Origin of the sequence: Herbiconiux ginsengi, assembly GCF_900107435.1 — a bacterium.
Lineage (GTDB): Bacteria > Actinomycetota > Actinomycetes > Actinomycetales > Microbacteriaceae > Herbiconiux > Herbiconiux ginsengi.
Window position 1 is genome coordinate 110,051 of record NZ_FNPZ01000002.1, and the last position, 21,161, is coordinate 131,211.

Genomic DNA, 21,161 nt, shown 5'->3' on the forward strand with positions numbered 1-21,161 from the left:
ACATGGCAGGGCTGATACGTCGGAGCGACATCGACGAAGTCCGCTCCCGGATCAACATCGCCGACGTCGTGGGCGACTACGTCACGCTGAAGAGCGCGGGTTCCGGCTCGTTGAAGGGGCTCTGCCCGTTCCACGACGAGCGGTCGCCGAGTTTCCACGTGCGTCCGCAAGTCGGCTTCTACCACTGCTTCGGGTGCGGCGAGGGCGGCGACGTCTACAAGTTCTTGCAGCAGATGGACCACGTGACCTTCGCCGAGGCGGTGGAGCGCCTCGCCGCGAAGATCGGCTATCAGCTGCACTACGAAGACGGCGGTGCCGCGGTCGACCAAGGCAATCGGGCACGCCTCCTGGCGGCCAACGAGGCCGCGCGGGAGTATTTCGCCGAGCAGCTCACCATGCCGGGGGCCGACACGGCGCGGGCCTTCCTCGGCGAACGCGGCTTCGATGCATCCGTCGCCGCCCACTTCGGGGTGGGCTACGCGCCGCAGGGGTGGGACAACCTGGGCAAGCACCTCAAGAGCCGCGGCTTCACCGAGAAGGAGCTCAGCGAAGCCGGGCTGCTGAGTTCGGGCGATCGGGGCACCTACGACCGCTTCCGCGGGCGGCTGATCTGGCCGATCCGCGATCAGACCGGCCAGACGGTCGGCTTCGGCGCCCGTCGCCTGTTCGACGACGACAAAGGGCCGAAGTACCTCAACACCCCCGAGACGCTGGTGTACCACAAGGCGCAGGTGCTCTACGGGCTCGATCTCGCCAAGCGCGACATCGCGCGCAGCCGACAGGTCGTGGTGGTGGAGGGCTACACCGATGTGATGGCCTGCCACCTCGCCGGCGTCACCACGGCGGTGGCCACCTGTGGCACCTCCTTCGGGGTCGAGCACATCAAGATCATGCGCCGGGTGCTCTCCGACGACAGTGCGGGCCTCGGCGAGGTCGTCTTCACCTTCGACCCGGATGCCGCCGGCCAGAAGGCCGCCCTGCGCGCCTTCAGCGAGGAGCAGCGCTTCGCCGCCCAGACCTACGTGGCCGTCGGGGTCGATGGCCTCGACCCGTGCGACCTCCGCCTCGCCAAGGGCGACGACGCGGTGCGGCGGATGGTCAAGGGCAAGAAGCCGATGTTCGAGTTCGTGATCAAGCAGAAGCTCTCGGCCTACGATCTCGAGACCGTCGAGGGGCGCGTCGCGGCGTTGCGGGATGCGGCGCCCATCGTGGCCGACATCCGCGACTCCGCCCTGCGGCCCGCCTACACCCGCCAGCTCGCCAAGATGCTCGCGATGGAGCTCGACGACGTGCGGCGCGCGGTGGAGAGCGCGTCGCGAACGCGCAGCGCTTCCGGCGGCGACCGGAACGAGCGGGGCGGGGCGGAGCGCGGCCACGGCGACCGACCGATCCGTGAGCTCTCCGGCACTCCCGGAGGCTCGGGCACCAGCGGCCCGGGCGGCCACGGAACCCCGGGAGCGCCCGGCACTCTCGTGATCACCGACCGTCGGGTCGACCCGGCCGGCGATCCGCTCGTCGCCTCTGTCACCTCGTTGCAGGAGGCGCCCGTGGTGCGCCCCAGCGTCACGATCACGCAGCTCCCGGGCACGACCGCCGCGCGCACGGAGCGCGACGCGCTGATGGCGATGCTGCAGGCGCCGACCGTGGTGGGTCAAGACCTGCTGCTGCAGGCCAGCGCCTGCGGGTTCAGCAACGCGCCGCTCGCGGCGATCCGCGACGCGATCGGTCGCAACGTCGACTCCTTCGAGCGGCAGGACTGGGTCACCGTGATCCAGGCCGACTTGCCGGAGGAGTACCGCCGGCTGGTCGAGGAGCTCGCCGTCGCGCCGATACCTGAGCGCCCGGATCGCGAGCCGCAGATCTACCTGCGCCGCATCACGCGCGACCTCATCCAGCGGCATCTCCTGCGCCGTAAAGAAGACGTGAAGGGGCGGCTGCAGCGAACCGACGCGGTCGAGAATCCCGTGCTCTACCGGGAGATCCAGCGCGAACTCGTGCAACTCGAGGCCGACCGCCGCGCCTTGCAAGCCGACTAGGGGTTAGCGAATAGGCTCGAATCCTATGGCTGACCGATACGTACTCACCGCCTCCGACGTCACCATCGAATACCCGGCCCACAGCGTGAGCTCGGCGTTCACGGCGGTGAAGGGCTTCACTCTGACGATCGAACCGGGCGAGATCGTGGGCCTCGTCGGTTCCAGCGGCTCGGGAAAATCGACCCTGGCCCACGTGGCATCCGGTCAGGCCGCCGTTCGCGGCTCGAAGGACAACTCGCCCCGAATCATCGGCGGCAGCCTCGACGTGCTGGGCTTCGAGATGCGCGGCCTCAAGCGGTCGAAGCTCAACAAGCTCACGCTCGGCGTCGGGTACGTGGCGCAGGATGCCGGGTCGAACCTCACCTCGAACATGACGGTGGCCGAGCTGGTGGCCGAGCCCCTCTTTCTTCGCGACAAGCGTTACAACCGCCACGAGGCGGGCCTGAAGGCGGCCACGCTGGTGGATGCGCTCCTGCTGCCCGTGGGTTCGATGCTGAAGCAGCCCCACGAGCTCTCCAGCGGCCAGCGGCAGCGCGTGGCGATCGCGCGCGGACTCATCCTCGATCCCGTGCTGCTGATCGCCGACGAGCCCACGGCGGGCGTCGACGTCTCGGTGCGCGGCGCCGTGGTCGACGTCATCGCCGGGCTGCAGCGTTCGCGCGGGGCCAGCGCGCTCATCGTCAGCCACGACCTGGCTGCGCTGCGGCGTTCCGTCGACCGCATCGCCGTCATCCACGAGGGTGTCGTGGTCGGGCTCGGCGGAATCGACGAGGTGCTCTCCGATCCGCGCCACCCCTACGTCGCGGGCCTCGCCCGCGAGACCTACAGCGACGAGGCCGACGACGACTTCGACGACGACGAGGACGACGAGGGCGAGGGCGAGGGCGACGGAGACGAAGACGGCAGCGAGTCCGACGCGGGAGCCGCACCCGACCGCGACGAGAACCGCTGATGGCGCGCCCCGCCTACACGAGCCGCCACCGGGAGGTGCTCGCGGTGCCCGCCGAGGCCCTCCCTGCCGGTGACCGGCCGCAGCCGGGCCCCGTCGCGGTGCTCCCGACCGAATCGCCGCTGTTCGTGCAGGCGATCGAGGCGGCCGGCGGCATCGTCGGGGCGCTGGATGCCGACACCCGCGGCATCGTCTGGCTGACGTCCGACGGAGCCGACGAGTTCGCCCGCGCCCTCGAGGCCAACCCGCAGGTGCAATGGGTGCAATTGCCGTGGGCCGGCGTCGACGCCTTCGCCGAGGTGATCCGCACCCACGACCGCCCCGACCTCATCTGGACCAGCGCCAAGGGCGCATACGCCCAGCCGGTGGCCGAGCACGCGCTGATGCTCACCCTGGCTCTCCTGCGCGACCTGCCCGACCGCATCCCGGCCACCACGTGGGGAGAGAAGTCGGGCTGGTCGCTCTACGGTCTGAACGTCGTCGTCATCGGCGCGGGCGGCATCGCCCTCGAGCTCCTCCGCCTGCTCGAGCCCTTCGGCGTCGAGTCGACCATCGTGCGCCGCTCCGAGCAGGTCGTGCCGAGTGCTGACCGCACCGTGACGAACGACCGACTGGACGATGTGCTGGCCGATGCCGACGTCGTGGTGGTGGCTGCGGCGCTGACATCCGGAACCGAGAAGCTGCTCGGCGCGTTGCAATTCGAACGTATGAAGCGAACGGCATATCTCGTGAACGTCGCCCGCGGAGGCCTGGTCGACACGGATGCCCTCGTCGCCGCGCTGGCCGCCGGGGAGATCGCCGGCGCCGGGCTCGACGTGACCGATCCGGAGCCGCTGCCCGACGGGCATCCGCTCTGGTCGGAGCCTCGCGTGATCATCACCCCGCACACCGCGGACACGCCCGAGATGACGGCTCCGCTGCTCGCCGCGCGGGTGCGGCACAACGTGCGTGCCCTGCTCGGCGACGGCGACTTCGCTGGACGGGTCGACCCCCGGGCGGGCTACTGAGTGGTCAAACCCGCCGCCGAATCAGTGATATTGTATTGAAGCTGTTTCAGCAACATTCCTCGATAGCTCAATTGGCAGAGCAGCCGGCTGTTAACCGGCAGGTTCTTGGTTCGAGTCCAAGTCGGGGAGCGAAGGCCTCGCGGCTCCACCCGCGGGGCCTTTCTTCGTTTCGGGCCGTGCGCCCCGGCGCGCTGTCGGGCGTCGCTCGAGGCCGCCCGGGCTCGGGCGGATAGGGCAGACGGGGCCGGATCAGCCCGCGACGCGATGACGTGCGGCAGGCGTCATGATGGGCGTCGCCGGGTGCGCGGGAGCGGGCTGGATCGGGGTCTTCTCGCTCGCCGTACCCACCTCGATCTCGCTCACGGCGACCCGGGTCAGCGGCCCGATCAAGAGCAGCTCGACTCCGCCCTTGTGCAGGAGCGGCACCAACTCGGTGTCGCCGCGTTCGGCCGTGTCGCGGGCGTGCGCGATAAAGATGTCGGACATCGTGGTGGTGGCGAAGAAGCTGCGTCCACCGTGGTGGATCACCCGGCTGTACTCGTGTTCAATCGGCATGGACCGTCTGCTTTCCACTGTGAGTAGTAGCACTGCGTCGAAACAGAATCTACGCCGACCGAATCGCGGTGCAAAGGGGTTGTTTTCCCAGTTTCGGATGCACTCTGCCATCATCGGATGATGCCCCGCGCTCCCCGGCGAACCCCCGACGAGACAGCCGCCATCCGGGCCGCTCTGGCGGTCGGCGTGGCCACGGCCGCATACGGAGTCTCCTTCGGGGCCCTCGCTACGCTGTCTGGTCTCGACATCTGGCAGACTTGCTTCCTCAGCCTCGTCATGTTCACCGGCGGCTCCCAGTTCGCCCTCATCGGCGTGCTCGCCTCGGGGGGTCTCGCCGCCGGCCCCGCAGCGGTCACGAGTGCCGCCCTGCTCGGCACACGCAACGTCTTCTACTCGATCCGGATGTCGCCCGTCATCGGCCCCGGATTCTTCAAGCGCGCCGCCGCCGCGCAGATCACGATCGACGAGTCGGTCGCGGTCTCGACCGCCCAGCGCACGCCCGCGGCCCAGCGGGTGGGCTTCTGGGCGACCGGCATCCTGATCTACCTCGGCTGGAACCTCACCACCCTGGTCGGCGCCCTCATCGGCGACCTGCTGGGCGACGTGAGCGCCTACGGGCTGGATGCCGCGGCCGCCGCAGCCTTCCTCGGCCTGCTCTGGCCCCGGCTGAAGGAGCGCCAGACCCAAGCCGTGGCGGTGGGGGCCGCGTTCGTCGCGGCGATCCTCACGCCGTTCCTCACGCCAGGGCTGCCGGTGCTGGTGGCAGCGGTGGTGGCCGTCGTGGTCGGCGCGTTCAACCTGCTCGACCGCAGTCGCCGAACGCCCGGCCAGGAGGGCGCCTCGTGAGCGCCTGGAACGTCGTCATCCTGGCTTCGATCATCTGCCTGGCGCTGAAGGTGGCGGGCTACCTCATCCCGCCGCGCGCCTTCGAACACCCCACGGTCGCGCGCATCGCGAACCTCATGACGGTCGCGCTCCTGGCCGCACTGATCGCGGTGCAGACGCTCGGTGCCGGGCAGTCGATCCAGGTGGATGCGCGGCTGCCGGCCGTGCTGGTGGCGGCGGGACTCTATGCGCTCCGCGTGCCGTTCGTCGTCGTGGTGATCGCCGCAGCGGCGGTCGCGGCCCTCATCCGCGCGCTCACCTAGACCGACGCGGCATCCGGATGCCGCGGCTCACGCGTCGAGGTCGTCGATCCCGGGCAGCCAGGAGTTGCCCTCGACGCCCCAACCTTTCTTGCGGGTGATCTTCGTCACCGCTTTCGCATACGCCCGGTCGAGCCGGTCGATGTAGAGCAGGCCGTCGAGGTGGTCGAACTCGTGCTGGAAGATGCGGGCCAGCCATCCGTCGGCTTCGATCTCGAACCCCGTGCCGTCGAGATCGGTGGCGCGCAGGATCGCCGCCGCACCGCGCGCCAGCGGGAAGCGCGGGCCCGGGAAGGAGAGGCAGCCCTCCGACTCGGTGTCGGGGTCGGCCGGTTCGATCGAGGTGGGGGTGACGAACAGCTCGGGGTTGATCGCGACGCCGCGGTGGAGAACGTCCTGATCGTCCGTCCAGCTGTAGACGAACAGGCGCAGCGGCACGCCCACCTGCGGTGCGGCGAGGCCGACGCCCGGAGCGGCATCCATGGTCTCGAACATGTCGTCGACCAGGCGGCGCAGTTCGTCGTCGATCGCGGAGACCGGGGAGGCGGGGGAGTGCAGAACAGGATCTCCGGAGATCCGAATCGGGAGAACGGCCATTCGCTAAGCCTAACGGCGAGGCTTCCAGGGTACTGTCGATGGGTGCCTCCTGAACTGTTCGAGCTCAGCGATCAGATCGCGCTCGACCCGAAGCAATTCATCGGCATCCCGATCGCTCTGGTCGGCGCGATCTTCCTCAGCCTGGGCGCGCAGTTCCAGCACCGCGGGGTCACCAAGGTCGAGGCGAACACCCACGATGCCGACAAGGGTCTGAGCGTGCGCCAACTGATGGCGCTGCTCAGCCGCCCGTCGTGGGTCATCGGCACCCTGATGCTCGGGCTCGCCATCGTCTTCCAGCTCACCAGTCTCGGTTTCTCGCCGATCATCGTGGTGCAGCCGCTCGGCGCGGTGGCCCTCGTGATCACGGCCATCCTGAACTCGCGAATCAGTCGCGTGAAGCTGAACCGCAGCTCCGTCATCTCCATCGTGCTCTGTGTGGGCGGCGTGGGCCTGTTCGTGCTCGTGGCGGCCTTCACCGCGGTCGACAAGCCGGTCACCACGGCCGACCTCATCATCATCCTGATCGTGCTGGCCATCGTTCTGCTGCTGTTCGCGGCGACCTTCGTCTTCTTGCGCAAGCGCTTCAAAGCCATCGCCTACATCGTGGGCGCCGGCGTGCTCTACGGATTCGTCGCCACACTCGCGAAGGTCGTCATCAGCCGCATCTTCCAGGCGCATTTCGAGTGGCTCACCGTGCTCGCGCTGGTGGGGCTGCTGGCCGCCGCAGCGCTCGGCGGCTACTTCGTGCAGAACGCCTACGCCTCCGGGCCGCCCGACCTCGTGATCGCCGGGCTCACCGTGATCGATCCGCTGGTGGCGGTGGCGATCGGCATCATCGTGCTCGGTGAGGCGTCGCAGGCGCCGCTCTGGGCGAACTTCGCGTTCCTCGCCTTCGGCCTGGTGGCGATCCTGGGAGTGTTCGGCCTGGCGCGCTACCACCCTCAGGCCCAGCGCTAGGGTAAGTTCTTTCACAGCCCCCGAGACGCCGAGCCACGAGCGACGCCCCCGGAACCCGAGCAAGAGAGATACGGTTTGACAGACTCCCGAGATCCGCACACTCGCACGGATGCGCCTGACGCGCCCGGCACGACGAGCCGGCCTCTCCGGATCCTGATCGGCGCAGACACCTTCTCGCCCGACGTGAACGGGTCGGCTCGCTTCGCCGAGCACCTCGCTTCCGGCCTCGCCTCACGCGGTCACGACGTGCACGTCGTCGCCCCCTCGGCGAAGCTGCCCACCGGCGCCCACATCGAGGTCTACGACGGCCAGAAGATCACGGTGCACCGCCTCTACAGCTGGCGCTGGTATCCGCACGACTGGCTGACCTTCGCGCTGCCATGGCGCATCAAGCAGAACAGCGCGAAGATCATCGACGAGGTGAAACCCGACGTCGTGCACTTCCAGTCGCACATCATCGTGGGGCGCGGTGTCTCCACCGAGGCCAAGAAGCGCGGCATCCGCATCGTGGGCACCAACCACGTCATGCCCGAGAACCTGCTCGCCTTCACGGTGATCATCCCGAAGTTCCTGCAGAACTGGGCCATCGGCCTGGCCTGGGCGGCCGCGCGCCGCTCCTTCAGCCGAGCGGATGCGGTCACCGCGCCCACCCGCCGCGCCGCTGACTTCTTCGAGAAGGCCACGGGCATCGACAACGTCTATGCCATCTCGTGCGGCATCAACGTCGACAACTACGTTCCCGACTTCACCCCCCGCACCGAGAACCGCATCCTCTTCGTCGGCCGGGTGGCCGGCGAGAAGCAGATCGACGTGCTGCTGAAGGCCGTGCAGCTGCTGCCGGCCGATCTCGACACGAAGATCGAGATCGTGGGCGGCGGCGACCAGCTGCGCAACCTCCAGAACATGGCGAACCAGCTCGGCCTCGGCGATCGAGCGACGTTCACCGGCTACGTCACGGAGGAAGAGCTGCGCAGGGCCTACACGCGTGCCACGATCTTCGCCATGCCCTCGATCGCCGAACTGCAGAGCATCGCCACGATGGAGGCGATGGCCAGCGGTCTGCCCGTGGTCGCCGCCGACGCGATGGCCCTGCCGCACCTCGTGCACGACGGCAAGAACGGCTTCCTGTTCGAGCCCGGGAACGCGCAGCAGCTGGCCGACCGGCTCGAGCACATCCTGCGCCTTCCCCAGGAGGAGCTCGATGTGCTGAAGCGCGAGTCGCTCGACATCGTGGCGGCGCACGACATCCAGCGCACCCTGAACACCTTCGAGCACCTCTACCGTGGAGAGCCGGTGACGGCTCCTGTCGTGGTGCAGCCGCCGACGGCGGAGAAGTCCGAAGACACCCCGGCCGAGAAGCGGGCCTGAACCGACCAGAGCGCGGGCCGCGGTATCGTAGTCTGGCGCTCCTGGGCGCGCGGGGCGGTAGCTCAGCTGGTTAGAGCAGCGGACTCATAATCCGTCGGTCACGGGTTCAAGTCCCGTCCGCCCTACCGATCGGCCCTGTCCGGTTTCGTCAAGCGACCGCCCTTGTGACCAGAGCCGCGATCTGCTTCTCCACGGCGTCGGTGATCTCCACGATGGCGAAGGCGGTGGGCCACATGGGTCCGTCGTCGAGTTGCGCGGCCTCGTTGAAGCCGAGCGTCGAATACCGGGTCCTGAACTTGGATGAGCTCTGGAAGAAGCACACCACCTGGCCGTCCTTCGCGTAGGCGGGCTGGCCGTACCAGGTGCGGGGCTCGAGATCCGGCCCGGCCGCGGTGATCACGGCGTGCACGCGTTCGGCGATGGCGCGATCCTCGTCGGGCATCTCGGCGATCTTCTCGAGCAGGTCGGTGAGCCCGTCGACCTTCTTCGACCGCGCGGGCCGGCGCGCGGCCGTCTTCAGCTCCTTGGCGCGCTCCTTCATGGCCTCCCGCTCCTCGGCGGTGAATCCGTCGTACTTCTCGCCGGCCTTCTGCGTGTCGGTCATCGGTGATCTCCTTCGTGAGCGATTCGTGGGCTGGTCTCCCATGCTACGGATCGGCTGTCACGGGAGCTTCTCGATTCCTGCTCGATGGGCGCTCGTGGCGAGGAGCATCCGCGACGGCGGTGGTTGCTCTTTGTTAACCAGTAGTCAATCTCTCGTCCTCCTGGCCGCCCTAGCGTGCGATCGTCGGATCGCCGATGGCGGTGATCGCGACATCGACAGAGGAGAACGACGTGACCAGACGAATCCGTGTCGCCCCGGCGGCCCTTGCCACCGTGGGCGTGCTCGCCGGCGTGTGCCTGTTCGGCGCACAGCCTGCCCTGGCCGCCCCCGCGTCCGCACCCGCGGAGGCCGCGCCGGTCGGCACCGACGCATCCGTCGCCCCCGGCGGCCGGCTCAGCGCGAACGCCTTCGGTGGCGGCGCCGATGCCGGCTACACCCGCGCGGTGATCAGCCACACCGAGCCGGCGAACGGCGCCCTGACGATCCTCCCGAACGGCGACTACGACTACACGCCGAAGGCCGGATTCACCGGAACCGACAGCTTCACCGTCTCGAGCTCCGACGCCGTGAAGCTCTATGAGACGAACGGCGCCGACCTCGGCGTGTTCGGTGGCGTGCCGGTCACCGGCAACGGCTACGGCTCCTCGGTGGTCGCGGTGCCGGGCAAGCCCGGGTTCATCTACGGTCTCACCGACCGCGGCCCCAACGTCGACGGCGCCGGCGGAGTCAAGGTCGAGCCGATCCCCGATTTCACCCCCGCGATCGGCGAGTTCCAGCTGGTCGGCGGCACAGCGGTGCTCGTGCGCGACATCCCGCTGAAGGATGCCGACGGTACGCCCCTGAACGGACAGGTCAGCACCGAGGCCACCACCGGCGAGACCATCGTCGACCTCGACGGCCACACGCTGCCCGCCTCGCCCTACGGCTTCGACTCCGAGGGCCTCGTGGCCATGCCCGACGGCACCTTCTACGTCTCCGACGAATACGGCCCGTACATCGCGCATTTCGACGCGAACGGCAAGCGCCTCGAGCAGTTCTCGCCCTTCGACGGCAGCCTGCCCGCAGAGTTGAAGAACCGCACCGCCAACCAGGGCATGGAGGGCCTCACCATCACGCCCGACGGCTCCACCCTCGTGGGCATCATGCAGAGCGCGCTCAAGCAGCCCGACCTGGCCGGCGTGAATGCGAAGAAGGTGCCCGCCACCCGCATCGTCACGGTCAGCCTGGTCGACCACTCGGTGCACGAATACCTCTACCTCACCACCGACCCGGCCACCACCGCCGACGCGTCGAGCGAGATCACCGCGCTCTCGGCCACGGAGTTCCTCGTGCTCGAGCGCGACGGCAACCTGCCGCCGGCGCCCAACCGCAAGATCGTCTACAAGGTCGACATCAGCGGGGCGACGGATGTCGGCCCCGACTCGACCCTGGCCGACTCCACCTACGACGCGGCGAACGGCGGCCTGCGGCTCGATGACCAGGGAGGCAAGACCCTGGAGAGCTTCGTCGGAGCCGTCACGACGGATGCGGCGCACGCGGCCCTGACCGCACGCGGCATCACGCCGGGCGCGAAGTCGGACTACCTGAACCTCACCGACACCCTCGCCGAGCTGAGCCCCGAGGGCACCTTCTTCGGGCACGACAAGGTGGAGGGGATCTTCCCGATCGACGGCGGCAGCAAGCTCTTCATCTCCAACGACAGCGACTTCGGGTTGAAAGGAACGGTCGAGGGTGAGACGAACCCGTTCGTTCTCGACCCCAAGATCAACGCCGACGGCACGCAAGACCAGGGGGAATACCTCGAGGTCGACCTGACGAAGTTGCCGGCCACCCAGACGGTCACCACCGTGACGATCACGGTGGCGGCGGCAGTCGCGACGCCGGGCGGCCCCACGGTCACGGGCGGAACCGGTGGCTCGGGTTCCTCGACGACCCTCGCCGCCACGGGCGCCGTCCCCACCCCCGCGCTCGGCCTCGCCGCCGCCGCCCTGCTCGCGGGTGCGGCAGCCATCGGCGCGGGGCGACTGCGCCGACGCCACCGCGCGCGCTGATCGTCACGGCACATCGAGCGGGCACGAATCGTCGCGCCTCAGCCGGGTCACCGACGAAACGTGCCCTCTCGATCGGCCAGCAGGAGTTCGGCGAGCTGGTCGGGGCGCACCAGCGCGGTCAGGTGCCCCGTGTCGATGACCTCGGGCTCGACGTCGAGACGCTCGCGGGCGATCCGGCGCACGAATTCGAGCGGGAACAGGCGGTCGTAGCGGCCGGCGATCACGCGAGTGGGCACATCCGGCCAGCCATCCGTCACCCAGACGGAGGAGAAGGGGGTGTCGGCCGGTTCCGCGCTCTCGTGCTCGGCGCTCTCGGCCACCAGGTCGGCCGGGAGATCGTGCAGGAACACCTCCTCGACGTCGAACGCGGCACCCGGATCGCGGCCCTCGTCGACGGCGAAGGCACGCATCGCGCTCCCTTGTCCGGTGTTCTCCCACCAGGTGCCGGGCGTCTCGCCGGGCGCCGGGATCATCGGGGCGAGCAGCACGAGCTCCGACACGTCGAGTCGCTCGCACACCTGCACAGCGACGAACGCGCCCATCGACTGGGCGACCAGCACGATCGGCTGTGCGGGCGCATCCGGCGAGGCGCCCTGCGACGCGGTCTCCGCCGACCTGATCGCATCGACCACCAGGTCGGTGTATTCCGGCAGGCCGGCCCGCTCGTCGGCCCAGGGGAGATCGACGGTCAGCACCTCGTGGCTGGCGGCCGAGAGCCGCGGCACGAGGAGGTGCCAGAACCAGGAGTCGCTACCCGCTCCGGGCAGCAGTACGAACCTCGCCATCCGGCACCGCCTTTCAGGGCTATCGCAAATGTCGGTGTGTGAGCCTATCGTGGAAGCGACGGCGCGAGCCGTGGATCCACGAGGAGCGATGTGCGCGAGACGACCGACGACAGGGAGTTCGACTCCCGGTTCGACGCCGCCTTCCAGCCCGGGTTCGACGACTCGTTCGGAATCGGCTTCGCCGAGGCCGTCCGGAGCGTCGAGACGGCTCCCCGCACGGGTCCGCTCGAGGGGGCACCCGCCCCTCGTGCCCGGCCGCTCGTCGACCGGTTCGTGATCGCTCTCTGGGTGATCGGGGCGGGTCTCCTGGGGCTCGGCTTGGTCGGAGTCACCAACGCGATGGTGAGCTTCAGCAGCTCGTACGGACCGACGCCCGATTACCTCATCGGAGTGGTCTTCGCCCAGCTGGCACCCTGGCTGGTCGCGATCGGGTTGGCGACCCTGATCGGCACCCTCTTCCTCCTCGCCATCCGATGGGAGCACCGTCCATGACCCCCGAATCCACCGCCTCCGCCCTGACCGGCACCCAGAACGCCCCCGCGTCGAACGCTCCGCTCACCCTGGCCGAGTTCGACGAGTTCGCCGGCGCCATCATGGCGAACCTGGAGAGCGTGATCGACGGCAAGACCGAGGCGGCCACCCTGGCGCTGATCGTGCTGGTGGCCGAGGGCCATCTGCTGGTCGAAGACGTGCCGGGCGTCGGCAAGACCACGCTGGCGAAGGCGCTGGCGACGAGCGTCGGATGCTCGGTGGCGCGCATCCAGTTCACTCCCGACCTCCTGCCGTCCGACGTCACGGGCGTCTCGATCTACAACCAGGTCGACCACGCCTTCGAGTTCAAGCGCGGCGCGGTGTTCGCGAACATCGTCATCGCCGACGAGATCAACCGTGCTTCGCCGAAGACCCAGTCGGCCCTGCTGGAGTGCATGGAGGAGGGGCAGGTCTCGCTCGATGGCACGACGCATCCGCTCGACCGGCCGTTCATCGTGGTGGCCACGCAGAACCCGATCGAGATGGAGGGCACCTACGCCCTGCCCGAAGCGCAGCGCGACCGCTTCATGGCCCGCATCTCGATGGGTTATCCGGATGCCGCGGCCGAGCTCTCGATGCTGCACCAGCGCGAGCTGGCGAGCCCGCTCGACAAGCTCACCGCCGTGGTCGACAAACAGCAGCTGCACGCGATGATCGAGACCGCCCGTTCCGTGTATGTCAGCCGGGCCGTGGAGTCGTACGTGGTGTCGATCGTGCAGGCGACCCGGGTGCACCCCGAGTTCCGGCTCGGCGCAAGCCCTCGCGGCACGTTGCACCTGGTGCGCGCCGCGAAGGTGCTGGCCGCGTTGAACGGCCGTGAGTTCGTGGTGCCCGACGACGTGAACGAACTCGTGGTGCCGGTGCTCGCGCACCGCATCGTCGCCACCCGGCGGGCCGCGAGCGACAGCCGCGGCGGTGGGTCGCAGGCGATCGCGGATGCGCTCCGTGCGATCGTGGCGTCGACCCCGGTGCCGCTGAACCGATCGCGCTCGGTCTGATCGCATGGCTCGAGCGCGATCCACCAGCACCGTGCCGCGTCTCACCGTGCGCGGCTGGGGGCTGATCGCGGCCGCCATCGTGGCGTTCGTGCTCACGCAGGTGTTCCGGCGGCAGGAGATCGCCTATCTGGCCTGCTTCCTGCTGGCCGTTCCGGTGTTCTCCCTCGCCTGGGTGGCGCTCCGGCGGGTCGCGCTGAAGGTGCGCCGGCGGTTCTCGCCCGAATCGGGCTCGGTGGGGCAGACCGTCACGGCGACGATCTTCGTGCAGAACTGGGGCAGCCTCCGCAGCCCCGCCGCGGTGTGGGTGGAGAAGGCGGCGGCGCCGCTGCAGTCGAGCGACCCGGCGCCTCTTCCGGCGCTGCCGGGCTATACCTCGTCGACGCTCGACGAACCGGCGCTGCACCAGCTGCGCTACCGGCTCGACACCTCCTACCGCGGAGCCCACCAGATCGGGCCGTTCGAGGTGACCCTCACCGATCCGTTCGGCTGCGCCATCCGCCGGGTGCGCTTCGGCGGCACCGATACCGTGCTGGTGACGCCGACGGTCTTCGAACTGGCGCGCATCGATCTGCGGCTCTCCACGGGCGACGGCGCCGAGCAGGTCTCGCGTCGTCTCGTGGGGGCGGGGGAGCAGGACGTGATCGCCCGTAAGTACCTGCCCGGCGACTCGATGCGGCGCGTGCACTGGCCCGCCACGGCCAAGCATGGCGAACTGATGGTGCGGCAGGACGACCAGCGCAACGACCAAGACGCCGTGATCGTGCTCGACGCCCACTCCTTCGTGCGCGACTCTGCGGTGCGCTGGAAGGCGGGTTCCGACGACGACACCGACCCGGCCTTCGAATGGGCGGTCAGTGCGGTTGGGTCGGTCGCGGTGCACCTCATGAACGAGGGCTACGGCGTGCGTCTCGTCGGCCACGCGCCCGGCCAGGTCTCCGACGACGAGGAGGTCTTCACGGCCCCGCACGGACTCTCCCGCGCGGTGCGCGACCTGGCCTTCGCCACCCGCGACGCGCTGCACGACCCGCTCGACTTCCGCGAAGCCGTCGAGGCCGCCGCGTTGACCAGTCCGGATGCGCCGCCGGTGTTCGCGATCGTGTCGTCGGCGCCGGGGGCCGCCGGCCGCATCCGTGAGCTCGCGGCGATGTCGTCGCATCCGATCGCTTTCGTCGTGGGCGGAGACGCCGCGGCCGGCCGCGCGGGCCTCGGCACCGACCGCAGCGTGGCCACCGAGTTGCGCGCGGCCGGCTGGTCGGTTCTCGAGTGCGGTGCCCACGACGACCTGCCCTCGCTCTGGAAGGCGCTGGGCGACGCGCGGGGGATCGGATGAGCGCCTCGCGCCGCCGTAGCGCGGCCCAGCAGCGCCGAGAGGAGAAGACCGGCGCGTGGAAGAGCACGCTCGCCGTCGCGGTGGCGATCGGCGCCGCCCTGATCGGCCTGACCCCGTTGCTGCAAGGCTTCGGATGGTGGTTCGCCACGATGGCGATGGTCGTGCTGCTGCTCGGCGTCGCGGCAACGCTGCGCGGGCGCGGGGTGCCGGAGGTCACCGTGGTCGCCGTCACCGCCATCGTCTGGGGCGGTCTGGTGGTAGTGCTCTACGCCGGATCGACCCTGTGGTTCCTGCTTCCGACGCTCTCGACCCTCACCGACATCTCCGGCGATCTCGCCGACGCACGCCTCTCCATCGCGCAGCAGGAGGTGCCGGCGATCGCCGACGGCGCCATCACCCAGCTGATCGTGATGTCGGTGGGGCTGATCGCCGTGATCGCCGACGAACTCGCCACCGGCCTCCGCACCCCCGTCTTGAGCGGTATCGGGCCGCTGGCCGTGCTCGCCATCGCCCCTCTCGTGCGCAAGACGGAGCCGAACGTGGCGGTGTACGTGCTCACCGCGGCGGCGTTCCTGGCGGTGATCTGGTGCAGTTCGCGCATCGGCTCCGGGCCGCCCCGGCTGAAGACGAGACCCACGGTGAAGGGCGGCCGCAACCCCGCCCTGGCCTTCGGGATCGCCGCGGGCGCCGTCGCCACGATGATCGTGCTGCCGGCGATCACCCCCGGACTCACGGCGGAATCGCTCGCCGACGACGGTTCGGGCAACCGCTTCCCTTCGGTCTACGCGACCGGAATCGACCCCACCATCCAGCTCGGCCGCGACCTGCGGCGCAGTGATCCGGTGCTTTCCCTGACCTACACCACCACCTCCACCGAGGGTCTCTACCTCAAGATGGTGAACCTCGGCGACTTCTCCGGGGGAACCTGGCAGCCCGAGCTGCCCCTCAACGCCGTCGGCTACGACGGGCAGGACTTCGGCACCCCTCCCGGCCTCGCGCCCGACGTTCCGGTCGAGGAGGTGGCGACCACGGTGTCGATCGCCTCGCTCCGCAGCGACTGGCTTCCGCTGCCCTATCCCACCAAGAGGGTCGACGAGCTCGCGGGCACGTGGCTGCTCACCCCGACCTCGTTCACGGTGACCGATCTGCAGGGCGACACCCGGGGGCTGAACTACCAGGTGACGGGTCTCGCGGTGAATCCGACGGCCGGGCAGCTGGCCGAAGCCGGTGCCGTCGTTCCGGATGCGGTGCACGACTACCTGGCCTTGCCCGACGATCTGCCCGCCGTCATCTCCTCCACCGCCAGCGAGGTCGCGAGCGGCGCCGTCACGAACTACGACCGTGCCGTGGCCCTGCAGGAGTACTTCCGTTCCGGACAGTTCCGGTACTCGCTGGCCGCCCCGGTGTCCGGCGGCTACGACGGCGACAACGCGCAGATGATCGCGGCCTTCCTGGAGGCGAAGGAGGGCTACTGCGTGCATTTCGCCGCGGCGATGGCCGTGATGGCGCGCACGCTGGGCATCCCGTCGCGAATCGCCGTCGGCTACGCGCCCGGACAGACGGCCGACGGCACCACGGAGGGCAGGCCGGTCTTCGAGGTCTACACCGATCAACTGCACGCCTGGCCCGAGCTCTACTTCGACGGCATCGGCTGGCTGCCGTTCGAGCCCACACCCGGTCTCGACATCACGCCACCCGACTACAGCCTGCCCGACTACGCCCTGGCGGGCGGGGCCGGCTCCTCGGCCTCGAATCAGAGCACCAGTACGGCGACCGCCGATCCGAACGCGCAGCGCGACGATCAACAGAATGCGTTCGGATCGCTCACGCCCGAGCAGATCCTGATGGGCCAGATCCGGGGTTGGGGTACCTTCGCGGCCGTGCTGGGCGGGATCTTCGTGGTCGTCATCGCTCCCTGGACCGTGCGCTGGGCTCGGCGACGGTCGCGCCTCCGCCGGTTGGCGACCGACGAGCTTCCGGGCACGCTGGCGTGGACCGAGTTCGAAGACACGCTCGACGACTACCGGGTGCAGCGCTCGGCCGGCGACACCATGTTCGATCTCGAACGGCGTCTGCGCGACGACGTCGAGCTGCCGGAGCCGGCGATCGACCGATTGCGCCGGCAGGTGGAATACGAGCAGTACGCTCCGCCCGGATCGGCCGACGGCCCGACGCGGGAACGCATCCGGAGCGACCTCGTGGCGTTGATCAGCGCGCTCGAAGGCCGGGCACCGACCCGGGAGCGCTACCGGGCTCGACTGCTGCCGGCGTCACTCTGGCGCCGGCGCCGGACGGCGACCCCGACGGGGACGCTCGTTCCGTAGCGGGCGCACGAGGCCCTCCAGGCCACCGGGAAGGGCCTCGAGGTCGCTCAGCCAGCCCAGTGCGGCTTCGGCGAGCCGCTGACGCGCCAGGACCGCGGGGGAGGGGTCGCCGACGGACTCGTGCAGCGACCGGGCCCAGGATCGGCGATAGCCGTCGACCACGACCTCCGCGCCTGCCCCGAGACTGGTGGCCAGCTGCACCTTGAACGTCAGGTCGCTCCAGGCCGATGCCGAGTCGACGCCGGTGTCGGCCAGCCAGTCGCGGGCGGCGCGTCGGCCTTCGGGGGTGATGCCGTAGAGCGGGAGCCCGTCATCCGTTGCCCCGGATGCCTGCACCAGCCCCGCGGTCGACAGGCGGTCGAGTGTGGAGTAGATCTGGCCGACGTTGATGCGACCGCGACGGTCGGTGCGGTCTTCGAGCTCGCCGTGGATCTGCAGGCCGTAGGCATCTGCTTCGCACAGCACGAGGAGGATGCCCGCGCGAATCGACATCCCGCTGCCCTCTCCTCGAAATACTCGCTCAGTATAGTTCTGTGAGTTCACGAACCGCGGATGACACGGTTGTCATTCCGGAACGGGGTCCGGCATACTATGAGCACAACTGCATACGCCGTTCGAATCCGTTCACAGGTCGTTGGGGAAGACGTACCTCACGAATGGAGAGAAAAATGGCGGCAACCGTTGCTCGCGGGGTGGTCTACGTCCACTCCGCCCCACGCGCGCTCTGCCCCCACATCGAGTGGGCCGCAGGTCGCGCTATCGGTCGTGCAGTGAACTTCGACTGGATCGAGCAGCCGGTCTTGCGCGGCTCGCAGCGGGCCGACTTCTTCTGGGAGGGCGCGCCCGGCACGGGAGCCGCCATCGCCTCGGCTCTGCGCGGGTGGGAGCACCTGCGCTACGAGGTCACCGAAGACGCGAGCGACGGCACCGACGGCGGCCGCTGGATGCACACCCCCGACCTGGGCATCTTCTATGCGCAGGTCGACAACGCGGGCAACACCGTCATTCCCGAAGACCGCATCCGCAACGCCATGGAGGCGGCGGGCACCAACGCGCTTGAGTTGCACCGCGAACTCCGCCTCGCCCTCGGCCAGGCCTGGGACGACGAGCTCGAGCCCTTCCGCTACGCCTCCGACATGTCCCCGGTCATCTACCTCCACCGGGGCGTCGGCTGACTCTCCGCGAGACGCCAAAATCCGCCCCTAAACATGACGTTTAGGGGCGGATTTTGGCGGCTCGCGAGGAGGTTACGCCGTCTTGAACGCCACAACGGCGTTGTGGCCGCCGAAGCCGAAGGAGTTCGAGATCGCCAAGACGTCGCCGGCGGGCAAGGCCCGCGGCTCGCGCACCACGTCGAGGGGGATCTCGGGGTCCTGCTCCGAGAGGTTGATCGTGGGCGGAGCCAGGCGGTCGTGCAGCGCCATCACGGTGAAGATCGCCTCGATGCCGCCCGCGCCACCCAGGAGGTGACCGGTGGACGCCTTCGTGGCCGAGACCGGGATGTCGTGCAGACGGTCGCCGAAGGTGTGCAGCAGAGCCTTGTACTCCGCGATGTCGCCCACGGGCGTCGAGGTGGCGTGCGCGTTGATGTGCTGCACGTCGTCGAGCGAGTAGCCGGCGTTCGCGACCGCTGCGATCATCGCGCGCGCCGCCGCCGAACCCTCGGGGTCGGGAGCGGTGATGTGGTACGCGTCGCTCGTGACCGCCCCGCCGAGCAGTTCGGCGTAGATCTTCGCTCCGCGCGCCAGAGCGTGCTCCTCGGTCTCGAGCACGAGAGCTGCGCCGCCCTCGCCGAGCACGAAGCCGTCGCGGGTGAGGTCGTAGGGCCGGGATGCGGTGGCCGGGTCGTCGTTGCGCTTGGAGAGCGCCTGCATGGCCGCGAAGGAGGCGATCGGCAGCGGGTGGATCGCCGCCTCCGAGCCGCCCGCGATGATGATGTCGGCGTAGCCGGCCTGCAGGTGGTCGTAGGCGTTCACGATCGACTCGGTGCTCGACGCGCACGCCGAGACCACCGTGCGGGCTCCCGCCCGGGCGCCGAGCGCCATCTCGATCGCCGCGGCGGGGCCGTTGGGCATGAGCATCGGAACCGTCATCGGCAGCACGCGACGCGGGCCGCGCTCGCGCAGCGTGTCCCAGGCATCCAGCAGCGTCCACACGCCGCCGATGCCGGTGGCCCAGTCGACACCGAAGCGCTCCGGAACCACGTCGGGAGCGCCGGCATCCGCCCACGCCTCGCGCGCGGCGATCAGGGCGAACTGGCTACCCGGGTCGAGCCGTTTGGTCTCGATCCGCTCGAGCACCTCGCTCGCGGGAACGCGAGCCTGAGCCGCGAACGTGATCGGCAGCGCGAGCTCGGCCACCCACTCCTGCTCGAGGGTGGTGGCGCCCGACTCTCCGGCGAGCAGGTTCTTCCAGCTCGAGGCTGCGGTGCCGCCGATGGGGCTCGTGGCCCCGATTCCGGTGACGACGATCTTCTTCGTGCTCATGGCAAAACTTTCTGTGGGTGGTCAGTCCAGTGCGCGCCGGGATGGCGCAGTTCGGTCGACAGGATTGAAGGTTCGGGCCGCAATCCTGCCGACCAGGCGCTCGTGAGGTTGGGCTAGCCCTGTGCCGCGACGATGAAGGTCACGGCGTCGCCGACGGTCTTGAGGTTCTTGACCTCTTCGTCGGGGATCTTGACGTCGAACTTCTCTTCGGCGTTGACGACGATCGTCATCATCGAGATGGAGTCGATGTCGAGGTCGTCGGTGAAGGACTTGTCCAGCTCGACAGTGTCGGTCGCGATGCCGGTCTCGTCGTTGATGAGCTCAGCCAGTCCGGCCAGTACTTCTTCGGTGGACAATGCCATTGTTCTCTCCTTGGGGGTGTCGTTTGACCGAGACTTAGTTTAGTCAGGCCAGGGGGATGTCTAAGGCAGCACCACGACCTGGGCGCCGTACACGAGGCCCGCGCCGAAGCCGATCTGCAGGGCGAGACCGCCAGAGAGCGACGGGTTCTCGGCCAGCAGCCGGTGGGTGGCGAGCGGGATCGATGCCGCCGAGGTGTTGCCGGTGGTCTCGATGTCGCGGCCGATCGCGACGCTGTCGGGCAGTTTCAGCTGCTTCGCGAACTCGTCGATGATGCGCATGTTGGCCTGGTGCGGGATGAAGGCGGCCAGGTCGTCGACGGTGATGCCGGCGGCGTCGAGCGCCTGCTTCGCGACTTTCACCATCTCCCACACGGCCCAGCGGAAGACCACCTGGCCGTTCTGCCAGAGCGTCGGCCACTCGGCCTCCCCGTCGCGGAACTGGATGCTCGTGCCGGTCATGTGGATCTCGTCGCGCTTGGTCGCATCCGACCCCCAGATGGTGGGGGAGATGCCCGCGAAGTCGCTGGGGCCGACGACCGCCGCACCCGCGCCGTCACCGAGGAGGAACGAGATGGAGCGGTCGGCGGGATCGACGTATTCGGAGAGCTTCTCGGCCCCGATCACGAGCACGTACTCCGCCATGCCGGAACGGATGAGCGAGTCGGCCTGGCCGATTCCGTAGGCGTAGCCGGCACAGGCCGCGCTGATGTCGTAGGCGGCGGCGAACGGCGCGTCGATCCGCTCGGCCACCTGGGTGGCGAGCGAGGGCGTGATCACCGGATTGCTGATGGTGGAGACGAGGATGGCCCCGATCTGCGAGGGCACGATGCCGGCGCCCTCGATCGCCTCTTTGGCCGCGGCCTCCGCGAGATCTACCGCGAAGACGTCGTGCGAGGCGCGCTTGCGCTCGACGATGCCGGTGCGCTGCCGGATCCACTCGTCGGAGGAGTCGATCGGGCCCACCAGGTCGTCGTTCGGCACCGAGAGGTCTCCTCGGGCGGCGCCGATCGCGTAGATGCGGGTGAACTGCGGGCCGGTGGCCTGCTTCAAGGGGGCGTGGGTCATGGCGCTTCGGC

Annotated in this window: 21 protein-coding genes and 2 tRNA genes; 15 read left to right on the forward strand and 8 right to left on the reverse strand. The window is 69.3% G+C overall.

Annotated features, from left to right (window positions below):
* Positions 1-2: 2 nt before the first annotated feature.
* The 4 genes from dnaG (at position 3) to BLW00_RS08815 (ending at position 4,121) form a co-directional block, all read left to right on the forward strand.
* Entirely contained in the window at positions 3-2,036 is a 2,034-nt protein-coding gene (gene dnaG, locus BLW00_RS08800) for a DNA primase (protein WP_092552490.1), read from the forward strand.
* 25 nt (positions 2,037-2,061) lie between these two features.
* Positions 2,062-2,988: an ATP-binding cassette domain-containing protein gene (locus tag BLW00_RS08805; protein WP_092552493.1), complete on the forward strand. Its 927-nt coding sequence runs from the start codon at positions 2,062-2,064 to the stop codon at positions 2,986-2,988.
* Entirely contained in the window at positions 2,988-3,992 is a 1,005-nt protein-coding gene (locus tag BLW00_RS08810; RefSeq protein ID WP_092552496.1) for a D-isomer specific 2-hydroxyacid dehydrogenase family protein, read from the forward strand. Before BLW00_RS08805 ends, BLW00_RS08810 begins: the two co-directional genes overlap by 1 nt.
* A 56-nt stretch (positions 3,993-4,048) precedes the next feature.
* Positions 4,049-4,121: transfer RNA gene (locus tag BLW00_RS08815), tRNA-Asn, on the forward strand.
* 120 nt (positions 4,122-4,241) lie between these two features.
* Here the strand turns inward: BLW00_RS08815 and BLW00_RS08820 are convergent.
* Positions 4,242-4,547: a hypothetical protein gene (locus BLW00_RS08820; protein WP_092552499.1), complete on the reverse strand. Its 306-nt coding sequence runs from the start codon at positions 4,545-4,547 to the stop codon at positions 4,242-4,244.
* Positions 4,548-4,667: 120 nt separating this feature from the next.
* Between BLW00_RS08820 and BLW00_RS08825 the strand changes: the two genes are divergently transcribed.
* Together BLW00_RS08825 and BLW00_RS08830 are read left to right on the forward strand one after the other, a co-directional pair.
* Positions 4,668-5,393 carry an AzlC family ABC transporter permease gene (locus BLW00_RS08825; RefSeq protein ID WP_092554608.1) on the forward strand — a complete coding sequence of 242 codons (726 nt, stop codon included), beginning with the start codon at positions 4,668-4,670 and terminating at the stop codon, positions 5,391-5,393.
* A complete protein-coding gene (locus BLW00_RS08830; protein WP_092552504.1) occupies positions 5,390-5,695 on the forward strand; it encodes an AzlD domain-containing protein in 306 nt (101 codons plus the stop codon). Before BLW00_RS08825 ends, BLW00_RS08830 begins: the two co-directional genes overlap by 4 nt.
* A 27-nt stretch (positions 5,696-5,722) precedes the next feature.
* Here the strand turns inward: BLW00_RS08830 and def are convergent, their stop codons facing one another.
* Positions 5,723-6,289 carry a peptide deformylase gene (gene def / locus BLW00_RS08835; protein ID WP_092552507.1) on the reverse strand — a complete coding sequence of 189 codons (567 nt, stop codon included), beginning with the start codon at positions 6,287-6,289 and terminating at the stop codon, positions 5,723-5,725.
* Between the two features lie 42 nt (positions 6,290-6,331).
* Here def and BLW00_RS08840 point away from each other — a divergent pair, with 42 nt between their 5' ends.
* The 3 genes from BLW00_RS08840 (at position 6,332) to BLW00_RS08850 (ending at position 8,739) form a co-directional block, all read left to right on the forward strand.
* The gene (locus BLW00_RS08840; protein WP_092552510.1) at positions 6,332-7,246 is read left to right on the forward strand and encodes a DMT family transporter; all 915 of its coding nucleotides are present in this window, start codon (positions 6,332-6,334) and stop codon (positions 7,244-7,246) included.
* 75 nt (positions 7,247-7,321) lie between these two features.
* Positions 7,322-8,614: a glycosyltransferase gene (locus tag BLW00_RS08845; protein ID WP_407650962.1), complete on the forward strand. Its 1,293-nt coding sequence runs from the start codon at positions 7,322-7,324 to the stop codon at positions 8,612-8,614.
* A 51-nt stretch (positions 8,615-8,665) separates the two neighbouring features.
* A tRNA-Ile gene (locus tag BLW00_RS08850) sits at positions 8,666-8,739 on the forward strand.
* A 23-nt stretch (positions 8,740-8,762) separates the two neighbouring features.
* Here BLW00_RS08850 and BLW00_RS08855 read toward each other — a convergent pair.
* Entirely contained in the window at positions 8,763-9,218 is a 456-nt protein-coding gene (locus BLW00_RS08855) for an iron chaperone (protein WP_092552513.1), read from the reverse strand.
* 230 nt (positions 9,219-9,448) lie between these two features.
* On the opposite strand from BLW00_RS08855, the gene BLW00_RS08860 reads away from it, so the two are divergent.
* Positions 9,449-11,269, forward strand: coding sequence for an esterase-like activity of phytase family protein (locus BLW00_RS08860; RefSeq protein WP_245741482.1), 1,821 nt, complete (start codon positions 9,449-9,451; stop codon positions 11,267-11,269).
* A gap of 47 nt (positions 11,270-11,316) precedes the next feature.
* Here the strand turns inward: BLW00_RS08860 and BLW00_RS08865 are convergent, their stop codons facing one another.
* The gene (locus BLW00_RS08865; protein WP_092552519.1) at positions 11,317-12,054 is read right to left on the reverse strand and encodes an alpha/beta fold hydrolase; all 738 of its coding nucleotides are present in this window, start codon (positions 12,052-12,054) and stop codon (positions 11,317-11,319) included.
* Positions 12,055-12,144: 90 nt separating this feature from the next.
* On the opposite strand from BLW00_RS08865, the gene BLW00_RS08870 reads away from it, so the two are divergent.
* The 4 genes from BLW00_RS08870 to BLW00_RS08885 are packed head-to-tail and all read left to right on the forward strand — an operon-like array spanning position 12,145 to position 17,237.
* Positions 12,145-12,546, forward strand: a complete 402-nt coding sequence (locus BLW00_RS08870) for a hypothetical protein (protein WP_092552522.1) — start codon at positions 12,145-12,147, stop codon at positions 12,544-12,546.
* Positions 12,543-13,583, forward strand: coding sequence for an AAA family ATPase (locus BLW00_RS08875; RefSeq protein WP_092552525.1), 1,041 nt, complete (start codon positions 12,543-12,545; stop codon positions 13,581-13,583). The genes BLW00_RS08870 and BLW00_RS08875 overlap by 4 nt, the downstream gene beginning before the upstream one ends.
* A 4-nt stretch (positions 13,584-13,587) precedes the next feature.
* Entirely contained in the window at positions 13,588-14,913 is a 1,326-nt protein-coding gene (locus BLW00_RS08880) for a DUF58 domain-containing protein (protein ID WP_092552528.1), read from the forward strand.
* Positions 14,910-17,237 (forward strand): transglutaminase family protein, encoded by a 2,328-nt coding sequence (locus BLW00_RS08885; RefSeq protein WP_092552531.1) that lies wholly within the window; start codon positions 14,910-14,912, stop codon positions 17,235-17,237. Before BLW00_RS08880 ends, BLW00_RS08885 begins: the two co-directional genes overlap by 4 nt.
* Here the strand turns inward: BLW00_RS08885 and BLW00_RS08890 are convergent.
* Positions 17,184-17,729: a PadR family transcriptional regulator gene (locus tag BLW00_RS08890; protein WP_092552534.1), complete on the reverse strand. Its 546-nt coding sequence runs from the start codon at positions 17,727-17,729 to the stop codon at positions 17,184-17,186. The two genes, BLW00_RS08885 and BLW00_RS08890, sit on opposite strands and share 54 nt — an antisense overlap.
* 176 nt (positions 17,730-17,905) lie before the next feature.
* On the opposite strand from BLW00_RS08890, the gene BLW00_RS08895 reads away from it, so the two are divergent.
* On the forward strand, positions 17,906-18,412 hold the full coding sequence (locus tag BLW00_RS08895; protein WP_092552537.1) for a DUF3145 domain-containing protein: 507 nt from the start codon (positions 17,906-17,908) through the stop codon (positions 18,410-18,412).
* Between the two features lie 72 nt (positions 18,413-18,484).
* Here BLW00_RS08895 and BLW00_RS08900 read toward each other — a convergent pair whose 3' ends face one another.
* From BLW00_RS08900 to BLW00_RS08910, 3 genes are all read right to left on the reverse strand, one after another.
* Positions 18,485-19,723 carry a beta-ketoacyl-[acyl-carrier-protein] synthase family protein gene (locus BLW00_RS08900; protein WP_092552540.1) on the reverse strand — a complete coding sequence of 413 codons (1,239 nt, stop codon included), beginning with the start codon at positions 19,721-19,723 and terminating at the stop codon, positions 18,485-18,487.
* A gap of 113 nt (positions 19,724-19,836) precedes the next feature.
* The gene (locus BLW00_RS08905) at positions 19,837-20,085 is read right to left on the reverse strand and encodes an acyl carrier protein (protein ID WP_066038612.1); all 249 of its coding nucleotides are present in this window, start codon (positions 20,083-20,085) and stop codon (positions 19,837-19,839) included.
* Positions 20,086-20,145: 60 nt separating this feature from the next.
* Positions 20,146-21,150: a beta-ketoacyl-ACP synthase III gene (locus BLW00_RS08910; RefSeq protein ID WP_092552543.1), complete on the reverse strand. Its 1,005-nt coding sequence runs from the start codon at positions 21,148-21,150 to the stop codon at positions 20,146-20,148.
* Positions 21,151-21,161 lie beyond the last annotated feature (11 nt).